At 68.4% G+C, this 19,213-nt stretch carries 27 protein-coding genes; 8 read left to right on the top strand and 19 right to left on the bottom strand.

All coding sequences use genetic code 11. The features are described from left to right. Positions 1-2: 2 nt before the first annotated feature. The 9 genes from ABT340_RS39265 to ABT340_RS39225 all read right to left on the bottom strand — a co-directional run bounded on the left by ABT340_RS39265 (position 3) and on the right by ABT340_RS39225 (position 4,172). Positions 3-1,973, bottom strand: coding sequence for a hypothetical protein (locus ABT340_RS39265; protein ID WP_352016017.1), 1,971 nt, complete (start codon positions 1,971-1,973; stop codon positions 3-5). Continuing rightward, positions 1,970-2,098, bottom strand: a complete 129-nt coding sequence (locus tag ABT340_RS39260) for a hypothetical protein (RefSeq protein WP_352016016.1) — start codon at positions 2,096-2,098, stop codon at positions 1,970-1,972. Before ABT340_RS39260 ends, ABT340_RS39265 begins: the two co-directional genes overlap by 4 nt. Beyond that, positions 2,095-2,250 carry a hypothetical protein gene (locus tag ABT340_RS39255; protein WP_352016015.1) on the bottom strand — a complete coding sequence of 52 codons (156 nt, stop codon included), beginning with the start codon at positions 2,248-2,250 and terminating at the stop codon, positions 2,095-2,097. Before ABT340_RS39255 ends, ABT340_RS39260 begins: the two co-directional genes overlap by 4 nt. After that, positions 2,247-2,597 carry a hypothetical protein gene (locus tag ABT340_RS39250; protein ID WP_352016014.1) on the bottom strand — a complete coding sequence of 117 codons (351 nt, stop codon included), beginning with the start codon at positions 2,595-2,597 and terminating at the stop codon, positions 2,247-2,249. Before ABT340_RS39250 ends, ABT340_RS39255 begins: the two co-directional genes overlap by 4 nt. Further along, positions 2,594-2,806, bottom strand: coding sequence for a hypothetical protein (locus ABT340_RS39245; RefSeq protein WP_352016013.1), 213 nt, complete (start codon positions 2,804-2,806; stop codon positions 2,594-2,596). The genes ABT340_RS39250 and ABT340_RS39245 overlap by 4 nt, the downstream gene beginning before the upstream one ends. Next, positions 2,806-3,183 (bottom strand): hypothetical protein, encoded by a 378-nt coding sequence (locus ABT340_RS39240; protein ID WP_352016012.1) that lies wholly within the window; start codon positions 3,181-3,183, stop codon positions 2,806-2,808. The genes ABT340_RS39245 and ABT340_RS39240 overlap by 1 nt, the downstream gene beginning before the upstream one ends. Then, on the bottom strand, positions 3,180-3,455 hold the full coding sequence (locus tag ABT340_RS39235; protein ID WP_352016011.1) for a hypothetical protein: 276 nt from the start codon (positions 3,453-3,455) through the stop codon (positions 3,180-3,182). Before ABT340_RS39235 ends, ABT340_RS39240 begins: the two co-directional genes overlap by 4 nt. Beyond that, positions 3,452-3,856 carry a hypothetical protein gene (locus ABT340_RS39230; RefSeq protein WP_352016010.1) on the bottom strand — a complete coding sequence of 135 codons (405 nt, stop codon included), beginning with the start codon at positions 3,854-3,856 and terminating at the stop codon, positions 3,452-3,454. The genes ABT340_RS39235 and ABT340_RS39230 overlap by 4 nt, the downstream gene beginning before the upstream one ends. Before the next feature lie 94 nt (positions 3,857-3,950). Then, positions 3,951-4,172, bottom strand: a complete 222-nt coding sequence (locus tag ABT340_RS39225) for a helix-turn-helix domain-containing protein (RefSeq protein ID WP_352016009.1) — start codon at positions 4,170-4,172, stop codon at positions 3,951-3,953. A gap of 383 nt (positions 4,173-4,555) precedes the next feature. Between ABT340_RS39225 and ABT340_RS39220 the strand changes: the two genes are divergently transcribed. From ABT340_RS39220 to ABT340_RS39210, 3 genes are all read left to right on the top strand, one after another. Further along, positions 4,556-4,873 (top strand): hypothetical protein, encoded by a 318-nt coding sequence (locus ABT340_RS39220; protein WP_352016008.1) that lies wholly within the window; start codon positions 4,556-4,558, stop codon positions 4,871-4,873. A gap of 118 nt (positions 4,874-4,991) precedes the next feature. Further along, positions 4,992-5,312 (top strand): hypothetical protein, encoded by a 321-nt coding sequence (locus tag ABT340_RS39215; protein WP_352016007.1) that lies wholly within the window; start codon positions 4,992-4,994, stop codon positions 5,310-5,312. 17 nt (positions 5,313-5,329) lie between these two features. Beyond that, positions 5,330-6,889 carry a tyrosine-type recombinase/integrase gene (locus tag ABT340_RS39210; protein WP_352016006.1) on the top strand — a complete coding sequence of 520 codons (1,560 nt, stop codon included), beginning with the start codon at positions 5,330-5,332 and terminating at the stop codon, positions 6,887-6,889. Positions 6,890-7,838: 949 nt separating this feature from the next. On the opposite strand, the gene ABT340_RS39205 is transcribed toward ABT340_RS39210, so the two are convergent. After that, positions 7,839-8,081, bottom strand: coding sequence for a hypothetical protein (locus ABT340_RS39205; RefSeq protein WP_352016005.1), 243 nt, complete (start codon positions 8,079-8,081; stop codon positions 7,839-7,841). Between the two features lie 194 nt (positions 8,082-8,275). Between ABT340_RS39205 and ABT340_RS39200 the strand changes: the two genes are divergently transcribed. Continuing rightward, positions 8,276-8,899 carry a DUF6000 family protein gene (locus ABT340_RS39200; RefSeq protein ID WP_352016004.1) on the top strand — a complete coding sequence of 208 codons (624 nt, stop codon included), beginning with the start codon at positions 8,276-8,278 and terminating at the stop codon, positions 8,897-8,899. Between the two features lie 121 nt (positions 8,900-9,020). Then, a complete protein-coding gene (locus tag ABT340_RS39195; RefSeq protein ID WP_352016003.1) occupies positions 9,021-9,470 on the top strand; it encodes a hypothetical protein in 450 nt (149 codons plus the stop codon). A gap of 303 nt (positions 9,471-9,773) precedes the next feature. On the opposite strand, the gene ABT340_RS39190 is transcribed toward ABT340_RS39195, so the two are convergent. From ABT340_RS39190 to ABT340_RS39170, 5 genes are all read right to left on the bottom strand, one after another. Continuing rightward, positions 9,774-10,316, bottom strand: coding sequence for an SMI1/KNR4 family protein (locus ABT340_RS39190; RefSeq protein WP_352016002.1), 543 nt, complete (start codon positions 10,314-10,316; stop codon positions 9,774-9,776). Positions 10,317-10,647: 331 nt separating this feature from the next. Further along, positions 10,648-11,430: a DUF6461 domain-containing protein gene (locus tag ABT340_RS39185; RefSeq protein ID WP_352016001.1), complete on the bottom strand. Its 783-nt coding sequence runs from the start codon at positions 11,428-11,430 to the stop codon at positions 10,648-10,650. A gap of 2 nt (positions 11,431-11,432) precedes the next feature. Beyond that, positions 11,433-11,873 (bottom strand): hypothetical protein, encoded by a 441-nt coding sequence (locus ABT340_RS39180; protein ID WP_352016000.1) that lies wholly within the window; start codon positions 11,871-11,873, stop codon positions 11,433-11,435. A 72-nt stretch (positions 11,874-11,945) separates the two neighbouring features. Further along, on the bottom strand, positions 11,946-12,263 hold the full coding sequence (locus tag ABT340_RS39175) for a hypothetical protein (RefSeq protein ID WP_352015999.1): 318 nt from the start codon (positions 12,261-12,263) through the stop codon (positions 11,946-11,948). A 499-nt stretch (positions 12,264-12,762) separates the two neighbouring features. After that, positions 12,763-13,413 carry an SRPBCC family protein gene (locus ABT340_RS39170; RefSeq protein ID WP_352015998.1) on the bottom strand — a complete coding sequence of 217 codons (651 nt, stop codon included), beginning with the start codon at positions 13,411-13,413 and terminating at the stop codon, positions 12,763-12,765. Between the two features lie 338 nt (positions 13,414-13,751). Here ABT340_RS39170 and ABT340_RS39165 point away from each other — a divergent pair, with 338 nt between their 5' ends. Together ABT340_RS39165 and ABT340_RS39160 are read left to right on the top strand one after the other, a co-directional pair. After that, the gene (locus ABT340_RS39165; RefSeq protein ID WP_352015997.1) at positions 13,752-14,504 is read left to right on the top strand and encodes a hypothetical protein; all 753 of its coding nucleotides are present in this window, start codon (positions 13,752-13,754) and stop codon (positions 14,502-14,504) included. A gap of 266 nt (positions 14,505-14,770) precedes the next feature. Next, positions 14,771-15,220 (top strand): hypothetical protein, encoded by a 450-nt coding sequence (locus ABT340_RS39160; protein WP_352015996.1) that lies wholly within the window; start codon positions 14,771-14,773, stop codon positions 15,218-15,220. A 105-nt stretch (positions 15,221-15,325) separates the two neighbouring features. Here ABT340_RS39160 and ABT340_RS39155 read toward each other — a convergent pair whose 3' ends face one another. Both ABT340_RS39155 and ABT340_RS39150 read right to left on the bottom strand, forming a co-directional pair. Further along, positions 15,326-16,117: a glycoside hydrolase family 16 protein gene (locus tag ABT340_RS39155; protein WP_352016035.1), complete on the bottom strand. Its 792-nt coding sequence runs from the start codon at positions 16,115-16,117 to the stop codon at positions 15,326-15,328. Positions 16,118-16,158: 41 nt separating this feature from the next. Beyond that, positions 16,159-16,929, bottom strand: a complete 771-nt coding sequence (locus ABT340_RS39150; protein ID WP_352015995.1) for an SDR family NAD(P)-dependent oxidoreductase — start codon at positions 16,927-16,929, stop codon at positions 16,159-16,161. 100 nt (positions 16,930-17,029) lie between these two features. Between ABT340_RS39150 and ABT340_RS39145 the strand changes: the two genes are divergently transcribed. Continuing rightward, positions 17,030-17,626, top strand: a complete 597-nt coding sequence (locus tag ABT340_RS39145; RefSeq protein ID WP_352015994.1) for a CGNR zinc finger domain-containing protein — start codon at positions 17,030-17,032, stop codon at positions 17,624-17,626. Positions 17,627-17,720: 94 nt separating this feature from the next. On the opposite strand, the gene ABT340_RS39140 is transcribed toward ABT340_RS39145, so the two are convergent. Together ABT340_RS39140 and ABT340_RS39135 are read right to left on the bottom strand one after the other, a co-directional pair. Next, positions 17,721-18,038: a hypothetical protein gene (locus ABT340_RS39140; RefSeq protein WP_352015993.1), complete on the bottom strand. Its 318-nt coding sequence runs from the start codon at positions 18,036-18,038 to the stop codon at positions 17,721-17,723. Between the two features lie 244 nt (positions 18,039-18,282). Beyond that, positions 18,283-19,107, bottom strand: coding sequence for a HEAT repeat domain-containing protein (locus ABT340_RS39135; protein WP_352015992.1), 825 nt, complete (start codon positions 19,105-19,107; stop codon positions 18,283-18,285). Positions 19,108-19,213: the final 106 nt, after the last annotated feature.

The following is a 19,213-nucleotide window of genomic DNA, read 5'->3' as shown; positions in this document are numbered from 1 at the left end:
GGTCAGGCCACCTTCCTGGCAGGGGCGGACGGGGGTACGAGGGCGGGGCCGACGATGGTTTTGGCCGGGCCGGTCTGGAACTCGGCCACCCGGCGGATGAAGGTGAACGTCTCGAACACCTCGTCGCCGCACCGGACCGGGTAGAGGCGGTAGCCCTCGGGGCGCAGGTGCAGGACGACGCCGATGTCGTGGCGGGGCGGCATCTCGACCCGGGTGCCGTCGCGCAGCCACCCGTACTTCGCTTTGCGGTAGGCCGACATCTGGACTCCGGCCTCGGGGTAGACGCCCTTGACGCCGCCGTCGTAGGTGGTCTCGTCGAGTTCACCGCCGGTGTTGTGCGTCGGGATCATCGCCTCGGTGCACAGGTAGGTGCGGTCGGGTGAGTTCACCGCGATGCACTGAGTGGCCACGGTCAGCGTCCGCTCGACCTTGGTGATGACCCGGCGGCTGGCGCGCGCGGTGGATGGCACCTGAACAAGACCGGCCTTACGTGACATGCGGAAGGGGTTGATGCCACGCGGAGTGAAGACAACGCGGTAGGAGGTGCCGGTCTTGCCGAAGCCGTTGTAGGGCGCTTCGATGAACAACGCGCGCTGGCCGAGGGAGATGACCAGCTCATACACCGCTTGGGCCAGCCGCTTATCGACGCAGCCGAACAGCGCCTGGTGCCGTGTGCGATGCCACGTTCCGTCGGTGTCCATCAGCCCCTGGAGCAGGGCCAGACGCTGTTGCCGGGATGCACGGAGGTAGAGGTCAGGGATGTGCTTGTTGCCGAGCACGCCCAGGATTCGGAGGTCGCCGGCAAGACCAAGGACTGATCGGACCTGGCAACGATCCTTCGTCTTCTGTCGGGGGCCGACCTCGTAGCCGCAGGCGACGATGTTGTCGTACAGCTCATCGTCGGGCTTGGTGATCTCACCGCTGGTGTGCTTGCCGTCCCCGAGCCAGACCCCCAGGACATACGGCTCAACGGGCAGAACAGCGTCGGGCAGGTTGAGCGGCTCTGCGACTGGTACGCGGTGTTGCCGAGTGCCGTACAGCTTGAGGGTCTCCGCGAGTTCGATTGTGGACCTGACGCCGATCTTCTCGCCGTGCCGCCCGCTGTGGGTGAGCCAGAGGTGTTCGTCGTCGCAGATCACGGAGTTGCCATCGTCGAAGGTGACGCGGTAGCAGTCGCGGTAGTGGACTTCGGACTTCTGGGTGACGGTGCAGGGCTGACCGTTGGAAGAAAGGACCTGGTCGCCGACTTGGACGGCGCCGATGGTTGTCCACCCGGTCGGGGTTGGCAGCGGAGTGTCGAGCGGCAGGCCTTTCGTGTCGCCGGGGATGTCCATGTCGGGCGGGCAGCCGAGTGCCTGGGCGAGGAGGGGGGACTGCAGGAGGTAGTCGAGGGTGCCGGCGAACTTGTGGTCGTAGTCGGCGACGACCATCTCGGAGGCGGTGAAGGTGATCTGCCAGTCGGCGACGAAGGCCTCGAAGTTCGCGATGTAGGGGGCCATCTCCGGGTTGGTGAGGATCGCCTCGGGCATCGGCTCGTTGAGGACTTTCGCCTCGACGATCTGGTGGACGGCGGTGCCGAGGTCGGCCCGCTCGTCCTTCTTCCTGGTGTGGGCGCGGCGCAGCCAGTCGTAGGCGTCCTTGGCGGCCTGCGGGTTGCGGCTGGCGCGCACGAGCTGGGGCAGGTGTTCCATGGCGGTTTCGGCGACGAGGTTCCCGGCCCAGTGGATGAGGGCTTCCTTCGGGGATCCTTGGGTGAGGATCGTGGTGACCGAGCGGAGAAGCTCGCCGGTGGCGGGGTCCTTGTAGAAGCCGGCCGTTGAGCGGCGGGGGATGCGGGCGGTGCCGATGGGCTGGCCGGATCCGGTACAGGTGAGGACGCCTTGCTTGTGCTTGCGGAGGGTGCCGTCCTTGTTGACCTGCTGGTCGATGCCGCAGTCGGGGCAGGCGTGCCGGGTGGCCAGGTCGGTGATCACTCGTCGTCTCCGTCCTGCTCGTCGCGCTCGTCGTCGGGGGTGTCGAGGTGGCCGTCGTAGTCGGCCTTCTCGCGCTCGTACTGCTCCTCGTCGTAGAGGTCGAGGAGCGGCTCGTCGGCGGTCATGCGGTCCCTTCCTGCTGGTAGGGGTCGCGTCCGGCGTGGTCGGGCGGCCTGATCGCCGCGAGGTGTTCCGCAGCCTCGGCGTCGGCCTGGGTGCGGCGCTGCTCCCACCAGCGGGTGAGGTAGGCGGGCAGGGCCTGGGCCGTCCACTTCACTGGGCGTCGCCCTTCGGCTTGACGTCGAAGTGGAGCAGGATGGCGCGGGCCATCCGGTCGGCGTCCATCTCCATCAGGCCGTGGGAGTCGCCGAGCGTGTCCTTCAGGTCCCGGAGCAGCGCCGGGTCGGGCTCCTCCTTGGCGGCCTCGGCCAGCTCAATCAAGACGCGACCGATTCCGTCGGCGGTGTCCGCGTCCAGTTCCCTGCCGAGCACGTGGATGAGACGGCCCTTCCGCTCGAGCTGGATGCCGTTGAAGGAGCGAACGGTCTTGAAGGAACGGGAGGTCAGGTCGACGCCGTCCCAGCTCAGGCGGGGGCGGATGATGTGCGTCTGGTCGGAGATCACCGCGGCCTCCTGGTGCAGCTGCCGATGAGGTCGATCTCGAACCCGGGGTCCACCTCGGCGAGGTGCGCGGGGTGGTGGGCGCGGGCGTCCTGGTAGCGGACCGCCACCCGGCCGCGGCCGGTGTGGGCGGACAGGATGAGGACCGGCTGGCCGTCCTCCCACTCCGAGCAGGAGACGATGAGCCCGGCGTGCAGGTCGTGGGCGACCATCACTCACCCGCCTTGTGCAGCAGGGCGGTCAGCGGGGCGATCGCCACCTCGGTCGGGACCTCGTCGCCGTCGATCAGGCCCCACAGCTCGGCCATCTGGCCGTCGTCGTCGCTGTACCAGCGCCACTCGTCCTGCGCCCCTCCGAGGGACGCGGTGCCGAGCAGTTCGGCGCGCCGTACCGCGGCCGCCTCCGTGGGGCACGGCATGACAAGCTGCCAGCTGGTGACGGCGGGGGCGTACACCGGGCGGCCGTCGTGGGTGCCGATCTGGTCGTGGTCGCCGAGGAGCACAACCCACGCCCCCTCAAGGGAGGCGCCGTCGGGGACGAGGGCGGTGAGCATGAGGGGCGACAGGGTCAGGGTGATGGGGGCGTTCACTGCGCCACCGCCGTCCGGGCGGTGACGAGCGGGTACGGCATGGGCCGCAGACCGGCCCCGGCCTGTTCGACGCGGGCCGCGTGGACCAGTTCGGCGGCGTCGAAGAAGGCCTGACGGCCGTCGGCGCCGGGCTCGCGGAGGAGGTCCTCCAGGGTGATCCACGCCCTGTGCTGAGCGCGGTCGCCAGTGAGCTCCAGGTCGGCGATGCGGCGGGCGAGCGTCATGGGGTCGGCGGGGGCCGGGCTGACCGGGGCGATGGCGAGGGCGGTCACAGGTCACCGCCCCGCGCGGCCTTGGCCTGCTCCAGGACGAACTCCTCGTCCGCCTCGATGGCACGCTCAAGGTGGCGGCGGGCGCGGATGAAAGCCGACGCCGCCTCGTCCGCCTCGGTGTACAGGCGGTCCGCCTCGGCGCGGACGCGGTCGGGGAGGGCGATGCTCGGCAGGAGCGCCGTCTGGTGGACCTGGGTGCCGATCACGGTCGCGACGCCGCACAGGCACTCGGCCGCCTCGACGAGCGCGGTGAGCAGGGCGCGCCGGTCCTCGGTCGCGATGGGGAGCTGGGCGAGCCGCTGGGCCTGCGCGGAGATCTCCTGCGCGGTGGTCACGGCCAGGGAGGGCGGCGGGGTCTGGCGGGTGGCCGCCAGGCCGAAGTCGGGGATGATGGTGGTCACGATCTCCGTCCCTTCAGGATCGGGATTCGGTAGGGATGTGGGGTCGAAGCGGGGCCTGGCCAGGGCACGGCTGGGCCCCTGCGCATGTCTGGGGTCAGGAAGCGACGTCGCCGCGCTGCATGTAGGCGAGGGCGTCGCGACGCGCGACACGCCTGTTCCAGCCGATCTTTCTGCTGGGCAGTTCACCGCTGGCGATCAGGACTTCGATGGTCCGCTTCGAGACTTTCCACAGCTTCGCGAGCTCTTCGAGCTTCAGGAGTTCCAGGTCGTCGTCGAGAACATCGACGGCGCCGACTCCGGCGTTGGAGTGGCTCATGCCGTAGACACTACGCGGAATTACGCGGAATTCAAGCTTGTTACGCGGAATTCTGCATCACTCTGCGGAGTCAAAGATCGCGACAGGTAGTTGTTGCACCGAGGGGCTGGGCGAAGACCCCAGCTCCTGCTACGGTTACGCATAGTTCCGCAGAGTTCCGCAGAGTTCCGAGAGGTCATGCAGTGCGAGGGAACGCCGAGGAACCGCCGGCACCGCCAGAGGCCACACTCATCAGCCAACGCCGCCGAGCGCAGATCCCACGAATGAGCCACCAGAAGGCCGCACAGTTGGCCCAGCAGCTCACTGGAGCCTCGTTCTCCCCGTCTACCTGGGGGAAGATCGAGTCCGGGGCAATGCCCGGACACGCCGACCGCATAGCAACGATGGCGATGGTCGTGGGGGCTACCGCCGCCGAACTCGAACAGGCCGGACGGCCGGATGCCGCACGCCTGCTGCACGAGGAAGTGCAGCGGAGGGCGAGCGCCGAGCCCGCGCTGGCGGGGGTGGATCCGGACACGCCGGAGGCGGTCCTGCAGCTGATCTTGCAAGGGCTGGATGAGATCCGAGGCCACGCCGGGCTAAGCGATGCGCAGAAGGCGGCCGTCGAGGCGAGCCTGATCCGGTCCGTTCTCCAAACGGTTTCCACTCAAATAGATCACATCCGCATGGTTCTGGACGCCACGGCCGAAAGATCTTCATGAGGATTGCCGATAGGACAAAATTTCTTCCAGGTCACATTTCTGTATCCGCCGTTGACCGCTCAATCGTTCGAATTATGGTGGTCGAGTGCTCCATGAGGGTCAGCAACGGGAGAAGTAAATGTCCACCCGAAAAAGCGTCGCCGTCGCCGCAACCGCCGCCCTTGCATGGCTGGGAGCCGCAGGCATTGCGATCACCTACGCCGACATCCACAAGCTGTTCATCCTCCTTGTGGCGGCGGCTGCCGTGCTCACGGTCAGTCCGCGCTCTCATGGGAGCGCTCCAACCTCCACGGATGCAGCGGCGGCCGTCTCCGTCCCGGCCGCTGCTGTAGAAGCAGCTCACCAGCTGGGCATCGCGCAGGGTGTCCGCCTCGCGAAGATGCAGGAAAGTCCGGAGATGCTTTCAGTTGAAAGCTTTTTCTTTACGCCGCCGAATTGACAGGTGCAGGTGACTGAATGGCTAAGCGCCCAAAAAGCCGACGCCGCCAGCGCGGCGAGGACAGCATCTACCAGCGGGCCGACGGGCGCTGGACATGTCAGATCTTCCTCGGCACCCGACCCGACGGGAAACCGGACCGGCGATACCTCTACGGGGACAGCCCCGAAGAGGTCATCGAGAAACAGCGCAAGTTCCATGAGCAGGCAGCCGCCGGCTTCGTCCCCACCAAGGGCCGCGGCCAGACAGTCGGCGAGTGGATGTCCCACTGGCTGCACCACATCGCCAAGGCCGAGATCCGAGAGAACACCTGGAACCGGTCCTACCGGTCCAAGGTAGAAGGCCATATCATCCCCGGCCTGGGGCGCCTACGGATGAAGAGCTTGGCCGAACAGGGCGCCGAACAGCGCATCGAGGAGTTCTACGCCCGCCTCCGCGACGAGGCGGGCCTGGCGCCCGCGAGCATCCTGCAGATTCACCGGATCCTGTCACGCGCCCTGAAGGTCGCCACGATGCGTGGCCTCATCCCCCGCAACCCGTGCCAGTTCATCACCCCACCGGCGCTCGACCAGGTTGAGGTCCTCCCGCCAGAGCGCGAGGAGGCCACCGCGATCCTGGAGACCGTTGCGGGACGCCGCAACGGTGCCCGCTGGGCCCTCGGGCTGGCCGCCGGCCCCCGGCAGGGTGAGGCGCTCGGCCTGATGTGGTCGCACCTCGACCTGGACGACCTCGACCACGCCAGCGTGCGGATCGCATGGGAGCTGGTGCGCCTGCCCTGGAAACACGGCTGCGATGACCCGCACTCCTGCGGCGCCAAGCGTCACCGGCTCCCGTGCCCACCGGACCCGGCGGACTGCGCGAAGGCGCAGCGCACCTCAGGGCGGCGGCACATCTGCAAGCGGCCGTGCCCACCCCGGTGCCGCGAGCACGACAAGTGCCCGACGTTCTGCGGGTCGGACTGCGCTGCCCACGCGGCCAGCTGCCCGCAGCGCCAGGGCGGCGGCCTGGTCCTCACCGAGCCGAAGTCGAAGAAGTCACGCCGGACGGTGTCCATCCCGCGGGAAGTTGCCCGACTCCTGGTCACGCACCGCACCGCACAGAAGGCTGAGCGGCTCGCCCACCCGCGGTGGGTGGGGTGGGGGCACGACAAGGACGCGTGCGACCGAAGGCCGCGGGCCCGGGAGAGCGTCTGCCCGAAGTGCCGACTGCCGGTGAAGCCCGATGCGCTGGTGTTCGCTCAGTCGTCCGGTCGGCCGATCGATCCTCGGCGAGACTGGCAGGAGTGGACGGACCTGCTGGAGGAGCTTGGGCTGCCGCACTACCGGCCGCACGATGGCCGGCACTTCACCGCGACCACCGCCTTGGAGGCTGGGGTGGACGTCGTGGTGGTGCAGGAGATGCTCGGTCACGCGACGCCGGGGTTCACCCAGGAGGTCTACCAGCACGTAACACCGCGGCTGCAGAAGGACGCCGCCCAGCGGATCGGCGGGGCGCTGTGGGCTGACAGCTTAAGTGACAGCGTGAGGGCTGCGGATCCGCGCGGATCTACGCGGAAGCGAACCGGCTCTACCAGGGATTAATGCGGAACCTCGCGGACCGGTTCGGAAGATCGTTTTAGGGTGCCGAGTACTTTTAATCCGTAGGTTCTGGGTTCGAGTCCCAGGCGCCCTACTCTTCAACCCCTTGCCCAGCAGGGGGTTCTTCTTTTCCCGGCCCCATGGAATCCGTAGGGGCGATCGCACGCCTAGGGGAGACCACGGGTGTCGGACGCCTCCCCACGATGGCCTTCCGCGGCACCAGGGCTGCGGACGGTGCCGTGCGCCACGCCGTGTTCCTGCCGGCTTTCGGTCGTGGCCGTGTACCAGAAGTACAGTTCAGAGCCGATCTGGCTGATTCTCGTGGTGTCCGCTCCTGCTGCGGTCGCGGCCACAGTGGGGTTCGTGCAGGAGAGACGGGAAAGGCGACGGCGCCCCGAACGGGCAGCGGAGGATCCCGGTGAGGTTTTGCGGCGTCGCGTCGAGGCCGTCAACGCGGCGTTCACCGATGTCCGCTTCTGGCCAGGGAGCGGGACCGCTCTCCCGGGTTACCTTCGAGGCGCTCCCCCGAACGGTCTCGCCAGCCTCCTCCGTGGAAGGGCACCCCCATGTCCTTGATCAAGCGCCTCGCTGTCACTGCTGCCGCCGTGGTTCTCGCTTCCCCGTTGGCGGCGATCCCGGCCGCCGCTTCCGCCAGCTCCAATTTCGTTTGCGCTCAGGGGAGGTGGGAGAGCGGGGAGCCGCTTTTCCACTTCTTGTGGCTGATCGGAGAGGACTGTACGGGGACCGCGGACCCGGCACCCGGTCCCAACGTGATCACTGTCACCTCCTGGAACGCGACCTATAGCTGCGCGAAATTGAGCACACTTGACGGGAAGCGCGTGTTCGCCGACGCAAAGAAATGCGTCCAGGTGTAGCGGCTGCGTGACTTCATGACGGCGCCCCCGCCCAGGAGGACAGGGGCGCTGTGGCGTGCCGGGTGCCGGACTCATCGTCAGCGGGGGCGGAAGCGCAGACCCTGGCGGTGGCCGGTCACGGTTCCGGCGTGGTGGCCCAGCCGGTAGGCGATGAGCGACACCGGTCCGGCCACGACCGCACGCAGTCGGGAGTCATCGCCTTCGGTGCTGTCCCACACCTGTCGGACGGCGATCAGCATGTCCTCCGCCCTGGAGGACTCGATGCGGGCCGGGCGGACGACCGTGTAGCCCTCTCCAACAGCGTGGCGAGGGGTGTGCATGCCAACCTGGTTTCCGTACTCGGTGCAGAGCTGGCCCGCGCCGAAGGGGAGTCGATCGCGAGGACGCCAACCGTCGAAAAAGAGGCGCCCCGTTGGCGCTCCCGGAAATGAGTTCCGTCGGCCGGCTCCCGTCACCGGCCACGAGGACTCCCGAGTGATCATCGGGCTCTTGCCTCGCACGCCAGGATGTGTCCATGACTGATCCGACAGACGACCTGACGGTCGAGGTCATTGAGCGCTACGCGGTCGCCGCGCCGGAGCATGAGACCGCCCGTTACCTTGATCTTCTTCATGGCAACTTCGTCGACCTGGCCGACCAGGAGCGAACCAGGTTCCTCCGCTCGTTGGGCCACGACGCTCGGCAGATCACCGACGCCGACCTTGAACGCATGCTTCGACGGGGAGAGTTCTCCGGTTGGCGGGAGCGGCTCGCCGCGGCGTGGCTCATCGGCCTCGACCGGCGTACCCGGTTCCGTGAAATCCTGGCCGACCTCCTCCTGGAGAGCGACCTCGTCTACGCCGGTCAGGGGTACAGCTTCGCCATCACCCGATTCGGGCGACCGGAGGACGCCGGCGTTCTCACCGCCTACCTGGAGAGGTACCTGCCGCAGCGCGACTGCCATTACGACCAGGACTGGGTCCTCGGCGGCCTCCTCCACCTCGACGAGACGCTGGGCACGGACCACGCCCCGGGATTCCTCACTCCCGACGGCCTCTGGAGCGGCTCCTCGTTCTCACGCCAGGACCCGGCCGACTGCCACCGCCGGATCGCCGGACTTCTCCGTTTCGCCGACCAGGCGATGAAAGCCGGCGCCTGAGACCGCCACGGCCCGACTCGGTCAGATCCTGGCGCACTGTTGTGTCCATGCGCTTCGCGCCGAGCGTCAAGACCGACGGGGAATCCATGTCCCTCATCCGTGATGACAGACCCAGGCCATCATGTGGGCCGACGAAGCCCTGGACTACGGCATGGAACCGGGCGACCGGCGCGTCATCTCCTGTGTCCTCATGCGCAAAAGCGCCATCGCCGGCAAGTTCGGCGACCACGGTCCCGGCCTGACCAATGCCAAGGCCGCCCGATGGCTCTGTTCCCCACCAGGGAGGGCTCGCAACAACCGCATGATCTCTATGCTGCGGTACAGCGCAGCGATCAGAGGAGGGCCGGGGATGTCCGAGCGAAGCACCTGGACCATGCACCACTTCTCCCAGGCCAACCCGGAGGGGCCAGAGCAAGGAGATGTGCCCGCGCTCCTTCGTAGGGTCGCAGATTCCATCGAGGAACTGGGCGATGTCGAAGTCCACGACGTGATCATGCACAACGAGATCACCAAGGACGGCGACTGGCCAAGCCTCACCGTGTACTTCGACTACCGGACCGATAGTGCCTGACCTGGAGTTTGGCTCTGATCGTCGTGCAATTGACGGATATCAACGGCGACCAGCTCGACTTCCCCGACGGCCCGTCTCCAGCGCTCTGGCCCTTGCCGAACGCACCGCGGGCGTCCATCTGCCTCCCGCCCGTTTCGCCCGTCCGGCTCTGATGGAATCCACCGGCCACCTCCATCCCTACCGCTGACGCCCTTGGCTCATGAAGATCCGGCACATCACACCCGATGCGGCGCAAAACCTCAGGTCACGGCACCACACGCCGCATAGGAAGCCCTCCACTTCCGATCCGTAGGTTCGAGATGGTCACCTTCCTGCCAGTCGCCGCTGAGCTGACTCCCATGGCCGCATCTCGCCGTCTTCATCGGCGTCCTCCTCGTACCAGCCCGTTTCCGAGAGCCAGGTCTCCAGCCAGCCGGTCAGGCTCTCGGAGTCGACGTACCAAGCGTGGTGCCAGTCACCGCTGATCCCGTTCGGTTCGAAGAGCAGCACGACGCCTTCGGGGCTACGGCAGTCCACGGCGGCATACATGCCGCATCCCCAGTCCAGGATGGGCAGCACGTCCGCCGGCCAGTGGGCGTCACCGCTGGATTCCGAGGTCTCCCGTTCCTCGCGGTAGTCGCTTACGGCGGTACGTCCTTCTCCCACGAGCGGGAGAAGCTGATAATCAGGGCCGAAGCCGCCGTTGGCCACTTCGAGGTAGAGCCGCGCGAGCACAGGAGGAAGTCGGAAATCCAGGATGCGTTCAGCCTGTGCCACCTCCTCCGCCGTCGCGGGGGAAGGCAGGTGCTCCACGGTCGCGCTCGCCTTCGCGGACACTCGCCGAAGAAGATCATCGATGTCTGACACGAAGGTGATCCTGCCATCCGCTCACGACAGATCTTCATCGACGGCCAGCCGCCGTGAGGTCGCGTCCCCGGTTGCGACGCAAGACCGTTCAGAGCCGTTCAGGATGAACCACGCATGCCTTCTGACCTGCACCGAACCGTATGGAACGACCCGGGATCGATCTTTTAATCCGCAGGATCGCGAATGCTGGGCGGAATCTCGATGGTGAGGAGGTTTCCCCATCTTCGTGGTCGGGGGACCTTCCCGGAGGCGCAGCCCAGGCACGTTCAGTCGTCGAACGGTGCCCGTCCCGGCTGCATCGCCACCGCTTCCGGCCCGACACCGCCAGGGGTCAGAGAGTGGCGCCGAGGATGGGGCGGTGAAGGTGGTGGGGGTTGATCGTGACGCCGGTGATGCGGCCGGCGAGGGCCAGGGCCGCCGGGATGGGGTTGTCGACGCTGTCCTCGGCGGTCGGATCGATGCCCAGTTCGCGGAGGTGGTGGTTGAGCCGGTCGGGGTCCGTACCCCACCTGTCGATGGGAAATCCCGGGTTGATGTCGGTGATGAGCCGGCCGTCGACGGCATAGGCGACATGGTGCCGGGCGTAGTCATGCCGATGCACCGTCACGGCCTCTCCGCCGTCGTGTGACAGGGCGCCCAGAGTCTCTCGTCGTGCGCCGCGCCAGCCGCAGTCCTCGACCGCGACGGTCCAGTCCCCGATTCGCCTCACGGTGACGATCTGTGGTCCCTCTGGACAGGAGTGGTCCCCGTCTTCGATCAGCCGGATGTCCTCGTCCGCGGCGCCGAGTCGGCGCAGCACCTCGTGTTCGTCGAGCCCACGGACGAAGACGATCGTGTAGACGTCCCCGAGCCGGCTGTTCCCCTCCCACGCGTAGTCCTCCGGCGACGGGCCGGGGGTTCTCGCGGTGGCGTGGACCATCTCGAACGTTCTCGCCTGCTCGACGACCTCGGGATGGGCGGTGAGGAAGGCGTCGATGATCTCCTGTGCGACCCGGCCACGCCAGCTGACGGTGTAACCCTTCGCCTTCGCCCATGTGCGCATGCGGAGGGAGGTCTCGCGGGAGAGCCCCACGCGGTGGGTGACGCGGAGGGGCGTGAAGTCGGCATCGGACATGATCAGAAACTACCGACGGGGTTGATGTCCTGCCTCGCCGTCCAGGCATCGTGCTTCTCGCTGCGGGCCATGGTGACGAAGCGCACTCTGGCGGAAAACGTGAGTTGACGAGGTCTTCGGCCGCGACACCCCATCCCAAGATCCGGAACATACACGGAGCTTTCATCTCGCTTCACAAAGTTGAGGCGAGATGATCCTTTGACGAGTTGACCTGCGCGAAGCGGGCGGCAGCGCGGGACGCGCCAGGCCTTCGACTGCGTGTTCACCCGCTCGCCGGGGTCACGAAGCCTGGCGTGGGTGGAGCTGGAGCCCTTCTGCGAGACGGGCCTGTTCCCGTCCTTGTACGGCACGCGGACGTGCTCACCGGCACCGAGGCGGCCCTTGTCGGCGAGCGTGATCAGACCGGTGGTCTTCAGGCGGTGCGGGGTGTGGACCCACGCCACACGGAAGGCACTGTGGACGGCCCCGCCCAGGGCTGAGGTCCTCCGCGTGGGAGGGCGGGCGGGGCGCTCTTACTAGTCCTTCTTCAGGATGTTCACGCCGGTGATCTGCCTGCTGAAGGGGATGTACGCGATGGACGTGCCGCCGACGGGCGCCCACTCGCCGTGCCACTCTCCGTACTCGGGCATCTGCGGGTTGGGGTGCTTCCAGCCCACACCGATCATGTGGTAGCCGGTGCCGCTCGCGCAGTAGCTGGTGTACGCGGGCGGATCGTAGAGGCGGCCGATAACGCAGTCGGAGGGTTCGGCCTGTGCCGGTGTCGCCCCGGTGATGACCGTGGCGGCACCCAGTGCCGTCGCGAGCAGGGCTGTGGATAATCGGCGGATTCTCATGGGTGGCTCCTTACGACTGGGAAGGAGGACACCTCAAGGTGACCATCGATCGGCGTCGGCGGGGAGCTTGCATTTCTTCATATTTCGGCTGCATGGTCCCGCTTCGGCGCCCGCTGGATCGGACCCGAATCAGCTGCTCGCCTGGCCGGTTGTCACGCCGCTGCGGCTTTCACCGCCTGGTGCGTCTGCTCGACGGTCCGGGCTTTGAGGGGGATCGGAGCCGGTCTCCGATGAGTGTGAGCACCTACGGCCATAAGCTCCTGGAAACCGCCCCTGGCGACGTCCGCCGAGGTTGGCCGTGCGGGAAGCGAGCGAGCGTCCATAGTGGGACACATCCGATCCTCCCCCGGACGAGGCGTTCAGGCTCCCCGCGCCGGGCTGCGGGGACGACCTCGGGCGGGGGCCGAAGCGTGGACGACGCCGGTCCTCACCCGTCCGTGCGTCACGAAGGAGGCATCGGTGGCCACGAGGTGAACCAGCGGGGCCGGCTGTTGTCCGGTCAGTTGTGGGAGCCGGATTCCGCGGCGGTCTTGAGATCGTTGAGCCAGGCTTCCAGGCCCATGTCCGAGGTGGGGTCGGCTTGGGGGCCGGTGTGGCTTTCCTCGGTGCGGACGAGGACGCCGCCGGGGACTTTGACGAAGTTCCAGACGTGGATGCCGTCGATGTGGAAACCGGCGCCGTCGGCGGGTCCGGTCCAGCGGATGCATCTGCCGTACTGGAGTTGCCGGACGGTGGAGGTGATGACCACCGTGGAGGGCGGGGACGGGGGGTTGGGGGGCAGGTGAACGGTCGCCTGGAACCGTGAGCGCTCGCGCAGTGGACCCGGGTCGAGACGCTTTGTGGTCATGGGCGCGACGGGCTTCTGCCAGGAGGGCCAGTCTTCCACGTCGGTCTGCAGATCCCAGATCGTGCGGAGCGGCGCCTGGATGAGGATTTCGGTCCGGTAGCGGGCCTTGGCGGCCGGGTCGACACCTCTGCCTTGGCAGGTCAGCGAGGCCGGGCCGGTGCCGTGATCGCGGGTGACGGCCTGGACGGGCACGGCGGTGGCGCCGAGGACACCGGCGACGGTCAGCGAAACCGCGAGCAGGGCGGCGCGCGTGCCGCTCCGGCGGCGAGGGGTTCGCGAGGTGGCCGAGCGAGTGCGGAACATCCTTCTCCTCTGTTCGTCGACCGGGTCGACCAGTCGAGCTATCGGCACTAGCGACCGTTAGACCATATAACGAGCGACAGTGAGCAGCAATAGGAAAAGTTAGAGCCAATAACTGTCGTGAATTTGATTTCCAGACCGCGTCCATGGTGGCCGTGTCGCGAAAAGGGGGCCGGACCGGCGGGAGCCCTGTCCCAGGGGCCGGGCCGCGTACGGGGTGCCGGCCGAGGCGGCTTCGAGGGGGTTGTGAGGGGTAGGCACGGATCAGAGAGGCCGCGGAAGGCCGCTGTCACACCGATCGTGACCGGCGCGCGGTCAGGTGACGGAAGGTGGCGGGACGCGTGAAGGACCGGGTTGTCCGCGCCGTCGGCGCTGGGTTGGCGGCCGTCTCCGAGAAGGCGGCGCGACTGCGACACGGGAGGCCGCTGCACCCTGACGGGCTCGTTCTCCACGCCGCCCTGCGTCTGCGGGGCGTGTCTCCACAGATGGGCGCCGCCTTCCTGGACAAGCCCATGACCCTGACCGGGGTGGCTCGCCTGTCTCGCGCGGCCGGTCTACCACCGCCGCTGCCGGACATCCTCGGCCTCGCCGTCCGCTGGTCCGCGGCCGGGCTGCCGGGTGACACGGGCGAGGGTGTCTGCGACCTGCTGCTGGCCACCACGGGACACACCGTCCTCGGCCGGCGTGCGTTGCGGCCCACGAGGCGGTGGGCGCCGGGCATGTACGGCTCGCTGCTGTCGTTCGCCCTCGACGGCCGGAACCGGAAGGTGTTACTCGGCGCCGTCGCGCGGTCGTCATGGGCCTCGTGGGCCGACCTTGACGAGCTCGCACTGGCGGTTGAGCGTGAACCGCTGGTGCTGGACCTGGTGGTGGCCCATCCGTTGACGCCCTGGCGGCGCTTCGGCCTGCTGGAACTGACCGGCCCGCCGCTACCGGACTCCGCGGCGCCGATGCGGTTCGACCCGGCCCGGCATCCGATTCCCGGCCTGCCTCCTGCGGGTGTGATGCAGCGGGTACGCGGACCGGTGTACGCCGCCGCCCAGCGCGTACCGCAGATGGGGGTGCGGGACCGTGACCGGGTCACTCCCGGCTGACCGGCCGGGCCGGGTTCGAGACCCCCGCCGCAGTCGCGACCATGCGCCTTTGCCGTGCGCCTCCGCTGTGCCGAACGTGCGCACCAGCGAACTCCAACCCGGGCGCAAGCACGGGGCGACATGGTGCTCTCATGCGGAAACCTCGTTCGCGTGGCCAGTACCGGCGTTCCGGCCGACCGACACCCGGTAGGCGGCTGTCGTCACGGCGTTCGAAGTACGGCAAGCGCGACTCTCTGGGTTCTCATCTCTGGACGGCGTGCATCGCCGTGTCCGCGACCCTCATGGTCGGGTATCTGGGGTACCAGGCGGTGACGAGTCTGATGAACGCCGTGTTGTCGGCCGGTCTGGTCGGGGAGCCCGGAACGCTGCTGGTCACCGAGTGTCGCTCGGGCAGCGGCCGCAGGAGCCTGCGGGCCTGTACGGGGGTCTTCACCTACGCCTCCACCGGTGACCGTGTGATGGTCAAGGCCTTCTCGTGGGCCGAGAGCAGCGCGGTCTATCCCGCCCAGATCAACGCCGGTGGGGACCGGGCCAGCCTTCGAGGCGTGCTGGGGGTGGCGGCGTCGTTGCCGTTCTTCTGGTTCCTGCTGGCCCTGTGTAGTGGCGGGCTCTGGATCTGGTACCTGGACGAGCTGGTGGGGCGGGTGGCGGGCCGGGTCTGCCTGGTGGCGGCGGCCGGGTTCCTGGTCGGCCTCTTCGCGGTGGCCGCCAGCTGAGCGGCCGTGCCGGTCATCGGTCGGCCGTGCCGGCCGATGACCGGTGCTCCGTCCGGTCGCCCTCACGACCGGCGGGCGAGCGGCCGAGTCGATGCGCCGGCCGTCTCACCCGGCCGCGGGCCGGTAGCCGCGAACGTAGTCGATCGTGAACTCCCGTGGATACGGCCGTGCCGGCTCCGGGCCCGTACGGGGGAACTCGTAGATGCCGAGCATGAGCTGCATCGGGTAGCGCGGCGACTGGGGCACGGTCCTGACGCGTTCCCCGTCGATGAGGAAGGTCACCCGGCCGGGTGTCCACTCGGCCGCGTACACGTGGAAGTCACGGACGTCGATGGGTACGGACTCCACGGTGAAATCGTCGGTGATGTCCGGGTCGCCGAAGGGGTGCAGACCCATGCCGATCCGTGCGCCGTCCGGCCGGACGTCCCTGCCGAAGATCTCACAGACGCAGATCTCGGCCGAACGTTCCGGCTCGTCCTCGTAGCCGATCATCCACAGCGCGACCATGGCACGGGGGTCGTCGGTCGCCTTGGCCCGCATCTCGACGAGGCCGTACCGGGGGGTGTAGAGCCTGACGTCGGCCTGCGCCTCGCGGACGACCATGCCGGGCCCGCGGCCGTGCTGCCCGACGCCGCTGCCCACGGGTCCGGCGAAGAGACCGGTCTGCAGGGAGGAGACACGGAGTTCCCCCTCGGCCTCGGGGCACCACGGCGGCTGGTCCTCCTCGATCAGGAGCCGCAGCAGGCCGCCGCCGACCCGGTACCGGGCGAGGGACGCCGTACCGGTGGTCCACTGGGGCAGGTAACGGGGCACCCATCGGTTCTCGTCGAGACGATCGCCGTCGAAGACGTCCTCGAACTCCAACTCGTAACCGTTCTTGGTGACCGGATCGGGCATGCCCTCCACGTGTCTCTCCTTTCGAGGGAACAGGACGGGGTTCAGCGGACGGTCCAGCCGCCGTCCACGACGAGCGTGTGCCCGGTGACCAGCGAAGCGGCCGGCGAGGCGAGGAACAGCACCGCCCCGGCGACCTCCATGGGCTCTCCGATGCGGTGCAGGGCCGCGATGCGCTCGATCACGTCGGCTTCGAACTCCGGGTCGGCCAGTGCCGCGGCCGTCCCGGGAGTACGGACGAAGGTCGGGGCGACGTTGTTGACCGTGATCCCGTACGGGCCCCACTCCACCGCGAGACAACGGGTGAGGTGGGCGACGGCGGCCTTGGTCATGCAGTACACGGACTCTCCGGGCAGGGCCACCTCGCCGGCCTGCGACCCCAGGTTGACGATCCGCCCGTATCCCTGGCGGATCATGACCCGGCCCGCGGCCTGGCTGGTGAGGAAGACGCCCTTGAGGTTGATCGCGACCGTCCGGTCGAAGTCGGTCTCGGTGACGTCCTCGGCCGGGTTGCCCGGCGCCACGCCCGCGTTGTTGACCAGGATGTCGATCCGGCCGAACCGGTCCGTCACGGCCTCCACGGCTCCGGCGATCTGGCCGGGGTCGGCCAGGTCCATCTGCAGGGGCAGCGCCGTACGGCCCAGCGCCCGGATCTCGGCGGCCAGGCCGGAGTCCGCGCCGACGTCGCGCAGTCCCAGGGCGACGTCGGCCCCGGCGTTGGCCAGTGCCAGCGCGATCGCCCGGCCGAGGCCACGCGCCGCACCGGTGACGAGGGCGACCCGCCCGGCCACGCCGAAGTCGGGAAACGATGTCACGGAGCCTCCTGTCGACGGCGGAAGCCCGCACGTTCGTCATTACCGTAATGGTTTAGCTCATGACATTACACCGCTGCCGACGAGCCCGTAGGCTGCCCCTGTGTCCACCGTTGTGCCCGCCGCACCCGCCGCGACGACGGGCGGCAGCCCGCTGACGCCCTCCCCTGCCGCCGAGCTGGTGCTGGCCTTCGTCAACACCCGGGCGCTGCGCGGTGAGCGGGAGCGCCTGGCGGACACCGAGTCCTTCCGCGACTGGCTGGCCGCCGCCGGGCTGGCGGACTCCGGCGTCCGCGTCACCGCGACCGACCTGGCCGCGGCACGCGAACTGCGCGAGGCCCTGATCGGCGTCCTGCTCTCACACGCCGGCGCCCCGGTCCGTGACGAGGACGTCGACCGCCTGCGGCGCTTCGGGGAGCTGTATCCGGTCCGTCCCGTCGTCGGCGTCCTCGACGCCGCGCTGTGCCCGGTCGCCGAAGGTACGGCGGGCGCCTTCGCCCGGGTGCTCGCGTCCGCCGCCGAGCTGGCCCTGCGCGGGACGTGGAGCCGGGTGAAGGCGTGCCGCAACCCGCCCTGCGAACTCGGCTACTACGACCGCTCCCGCAACCAGGCCGCGGTTTACTGCGACGCCCGCACCTGCGGCGCCCAGATGGCGACACGGGCGTACCGGGCCAGAGCCAGGGCGAACTCCGGTCCGTAGGTTGAGGCCGAAGGCTCTGAAGGCCGGCTGTCCAGGCGCCGGCTGAGCCGTACCACGATGCCGCGGCGGCTTTCCTCCGCGCGAAGGCCGACCGTCAGGAGTGCCTCCGGCAGCTTCCGCCGATCACCTGCCCGTTACCGTCGGCTTCGCCGGTCGCACAGTGCCAGGTCTCGCCGGTGCGGCCGTCGCTGATGTTGAAGTCGATGATGTACCCCTGCCGCTTGGTGTCACAGCGGGTTCCGAGGACGCTGGTTCCGTCGACGGACACCTCATTGCAGGTGATGGAGAAGTTGCGGGCCACCGAACTGTCAACCGAGGTGGTCGCGGCGGCCGGGAACGCGGCGAAGGCCGCCATGGCCGAGCCCACCGCCAAAGCGATGCTCAGCCGCGATGTTCTCGGGGGCACGTTCATGATGTTCTCCTTGGTTTCGGGACGTCTCCGACCACCAAGAGTGAAGATATGATTACTTAAGGTTTCATCACAGGGAAAGAGGTCGTCACCGTCGGGAATTGAATTGAGACTTCCGGTGACAACGCGAGGGTGAGACCAGAATTCTCGACCTCGATATGCCCCACGGGGTGTTCGAGCGGAAAGCGGCGTTCACCGCGTGCTCAGGCCGTACGGCCGCCGCGTCGGCCGTGAGATGACCGGGTGATCAGGTGGGCGAGGCCGGAGGTGACGTGCATGCCTGTAGGGCCTGGTCAAGGACCTGGGGGCGTGGTTCGCCGTCGTTCTGCCAGCCGTCGGCCCTGAGCCTTTCCAGGAGCGGCAGAAGTTCCGGGTCACCCAGCTCCGCCGCGGCCTCGACGTAGAGGTTGCCCACGTCCGGGGTGGCGAGCGCACGTCTCAGGACGGGCAGGATCCGGGGGTCACGCCGTATCGCCAGCGCCACCGCGGCCTCACCGGCCGTGTCCTCGCCCGGGTCGTCCAGTCGTTCGGCGAAGGCGTCCCGGATCTCCTCGGTGTCGTTCTCGGTGCGACCGCCCAGTGTCATGGTGGCCCAGTCACGCACCACGGCGTCCGGGTCGCGCATCAACGCCAGCAGGACCCGCACCGCGCCGTCGGGCAACGGATCGACGCCGACGGGAATCCCACGAGCCACCTGCCGGCGGACGGACGCGTCCGGGTCGGCGGCGAAGCGCAGGAGCGGATACAGGACACGTTCGTCGTCGCAGACGGTGGCGAGCGCGTGCGCCGCGGCTCCGCGTACGCGTTCGGGTGTCGTGTCCAGCGGAAGGGCGTTCGCCGCCTCGATCAGGGGCGGAACGTGCCAGCGGAAATCGAGTGCCTGAACCGCGAGCAGGTCGAATCCGAGCACCCGTACCTTCTCGTCGGGATCGGCCCACCAGGCCCGGGCCAGGGCCACGACCTCCTCAGGCTCGGAGATCGATTCGAACAACCTGTCCATGGCGTCGAAATGCTCTGGGGAGGGTGTCTCACCGCGGTCGAACAGCGCGGCGAGCCGACTGCTTGAGGTCATGTTCTCCCCTTCTCCACCGGCCACGAGGAGTGAGTATGCCGAGGCGGCACCCGCGAGGTCGAGCGCGTTTCCTGACCCATGTGGACGGCTGTGAACCGGGCCGAAC

Source organism: Streptosporangium sp. NPDC000239, from assembly GCF_040300765.1.
GTDB lineage: Bacteria > Actinomycetota > Actinomycetes > Streptosporangiales > Streptosporangiaceae > Streptosporangium.
Note: the sequence above shows the minus strand (reverse complement) of the source record. Positions and strands in the feature narration are given on the sequence as shown.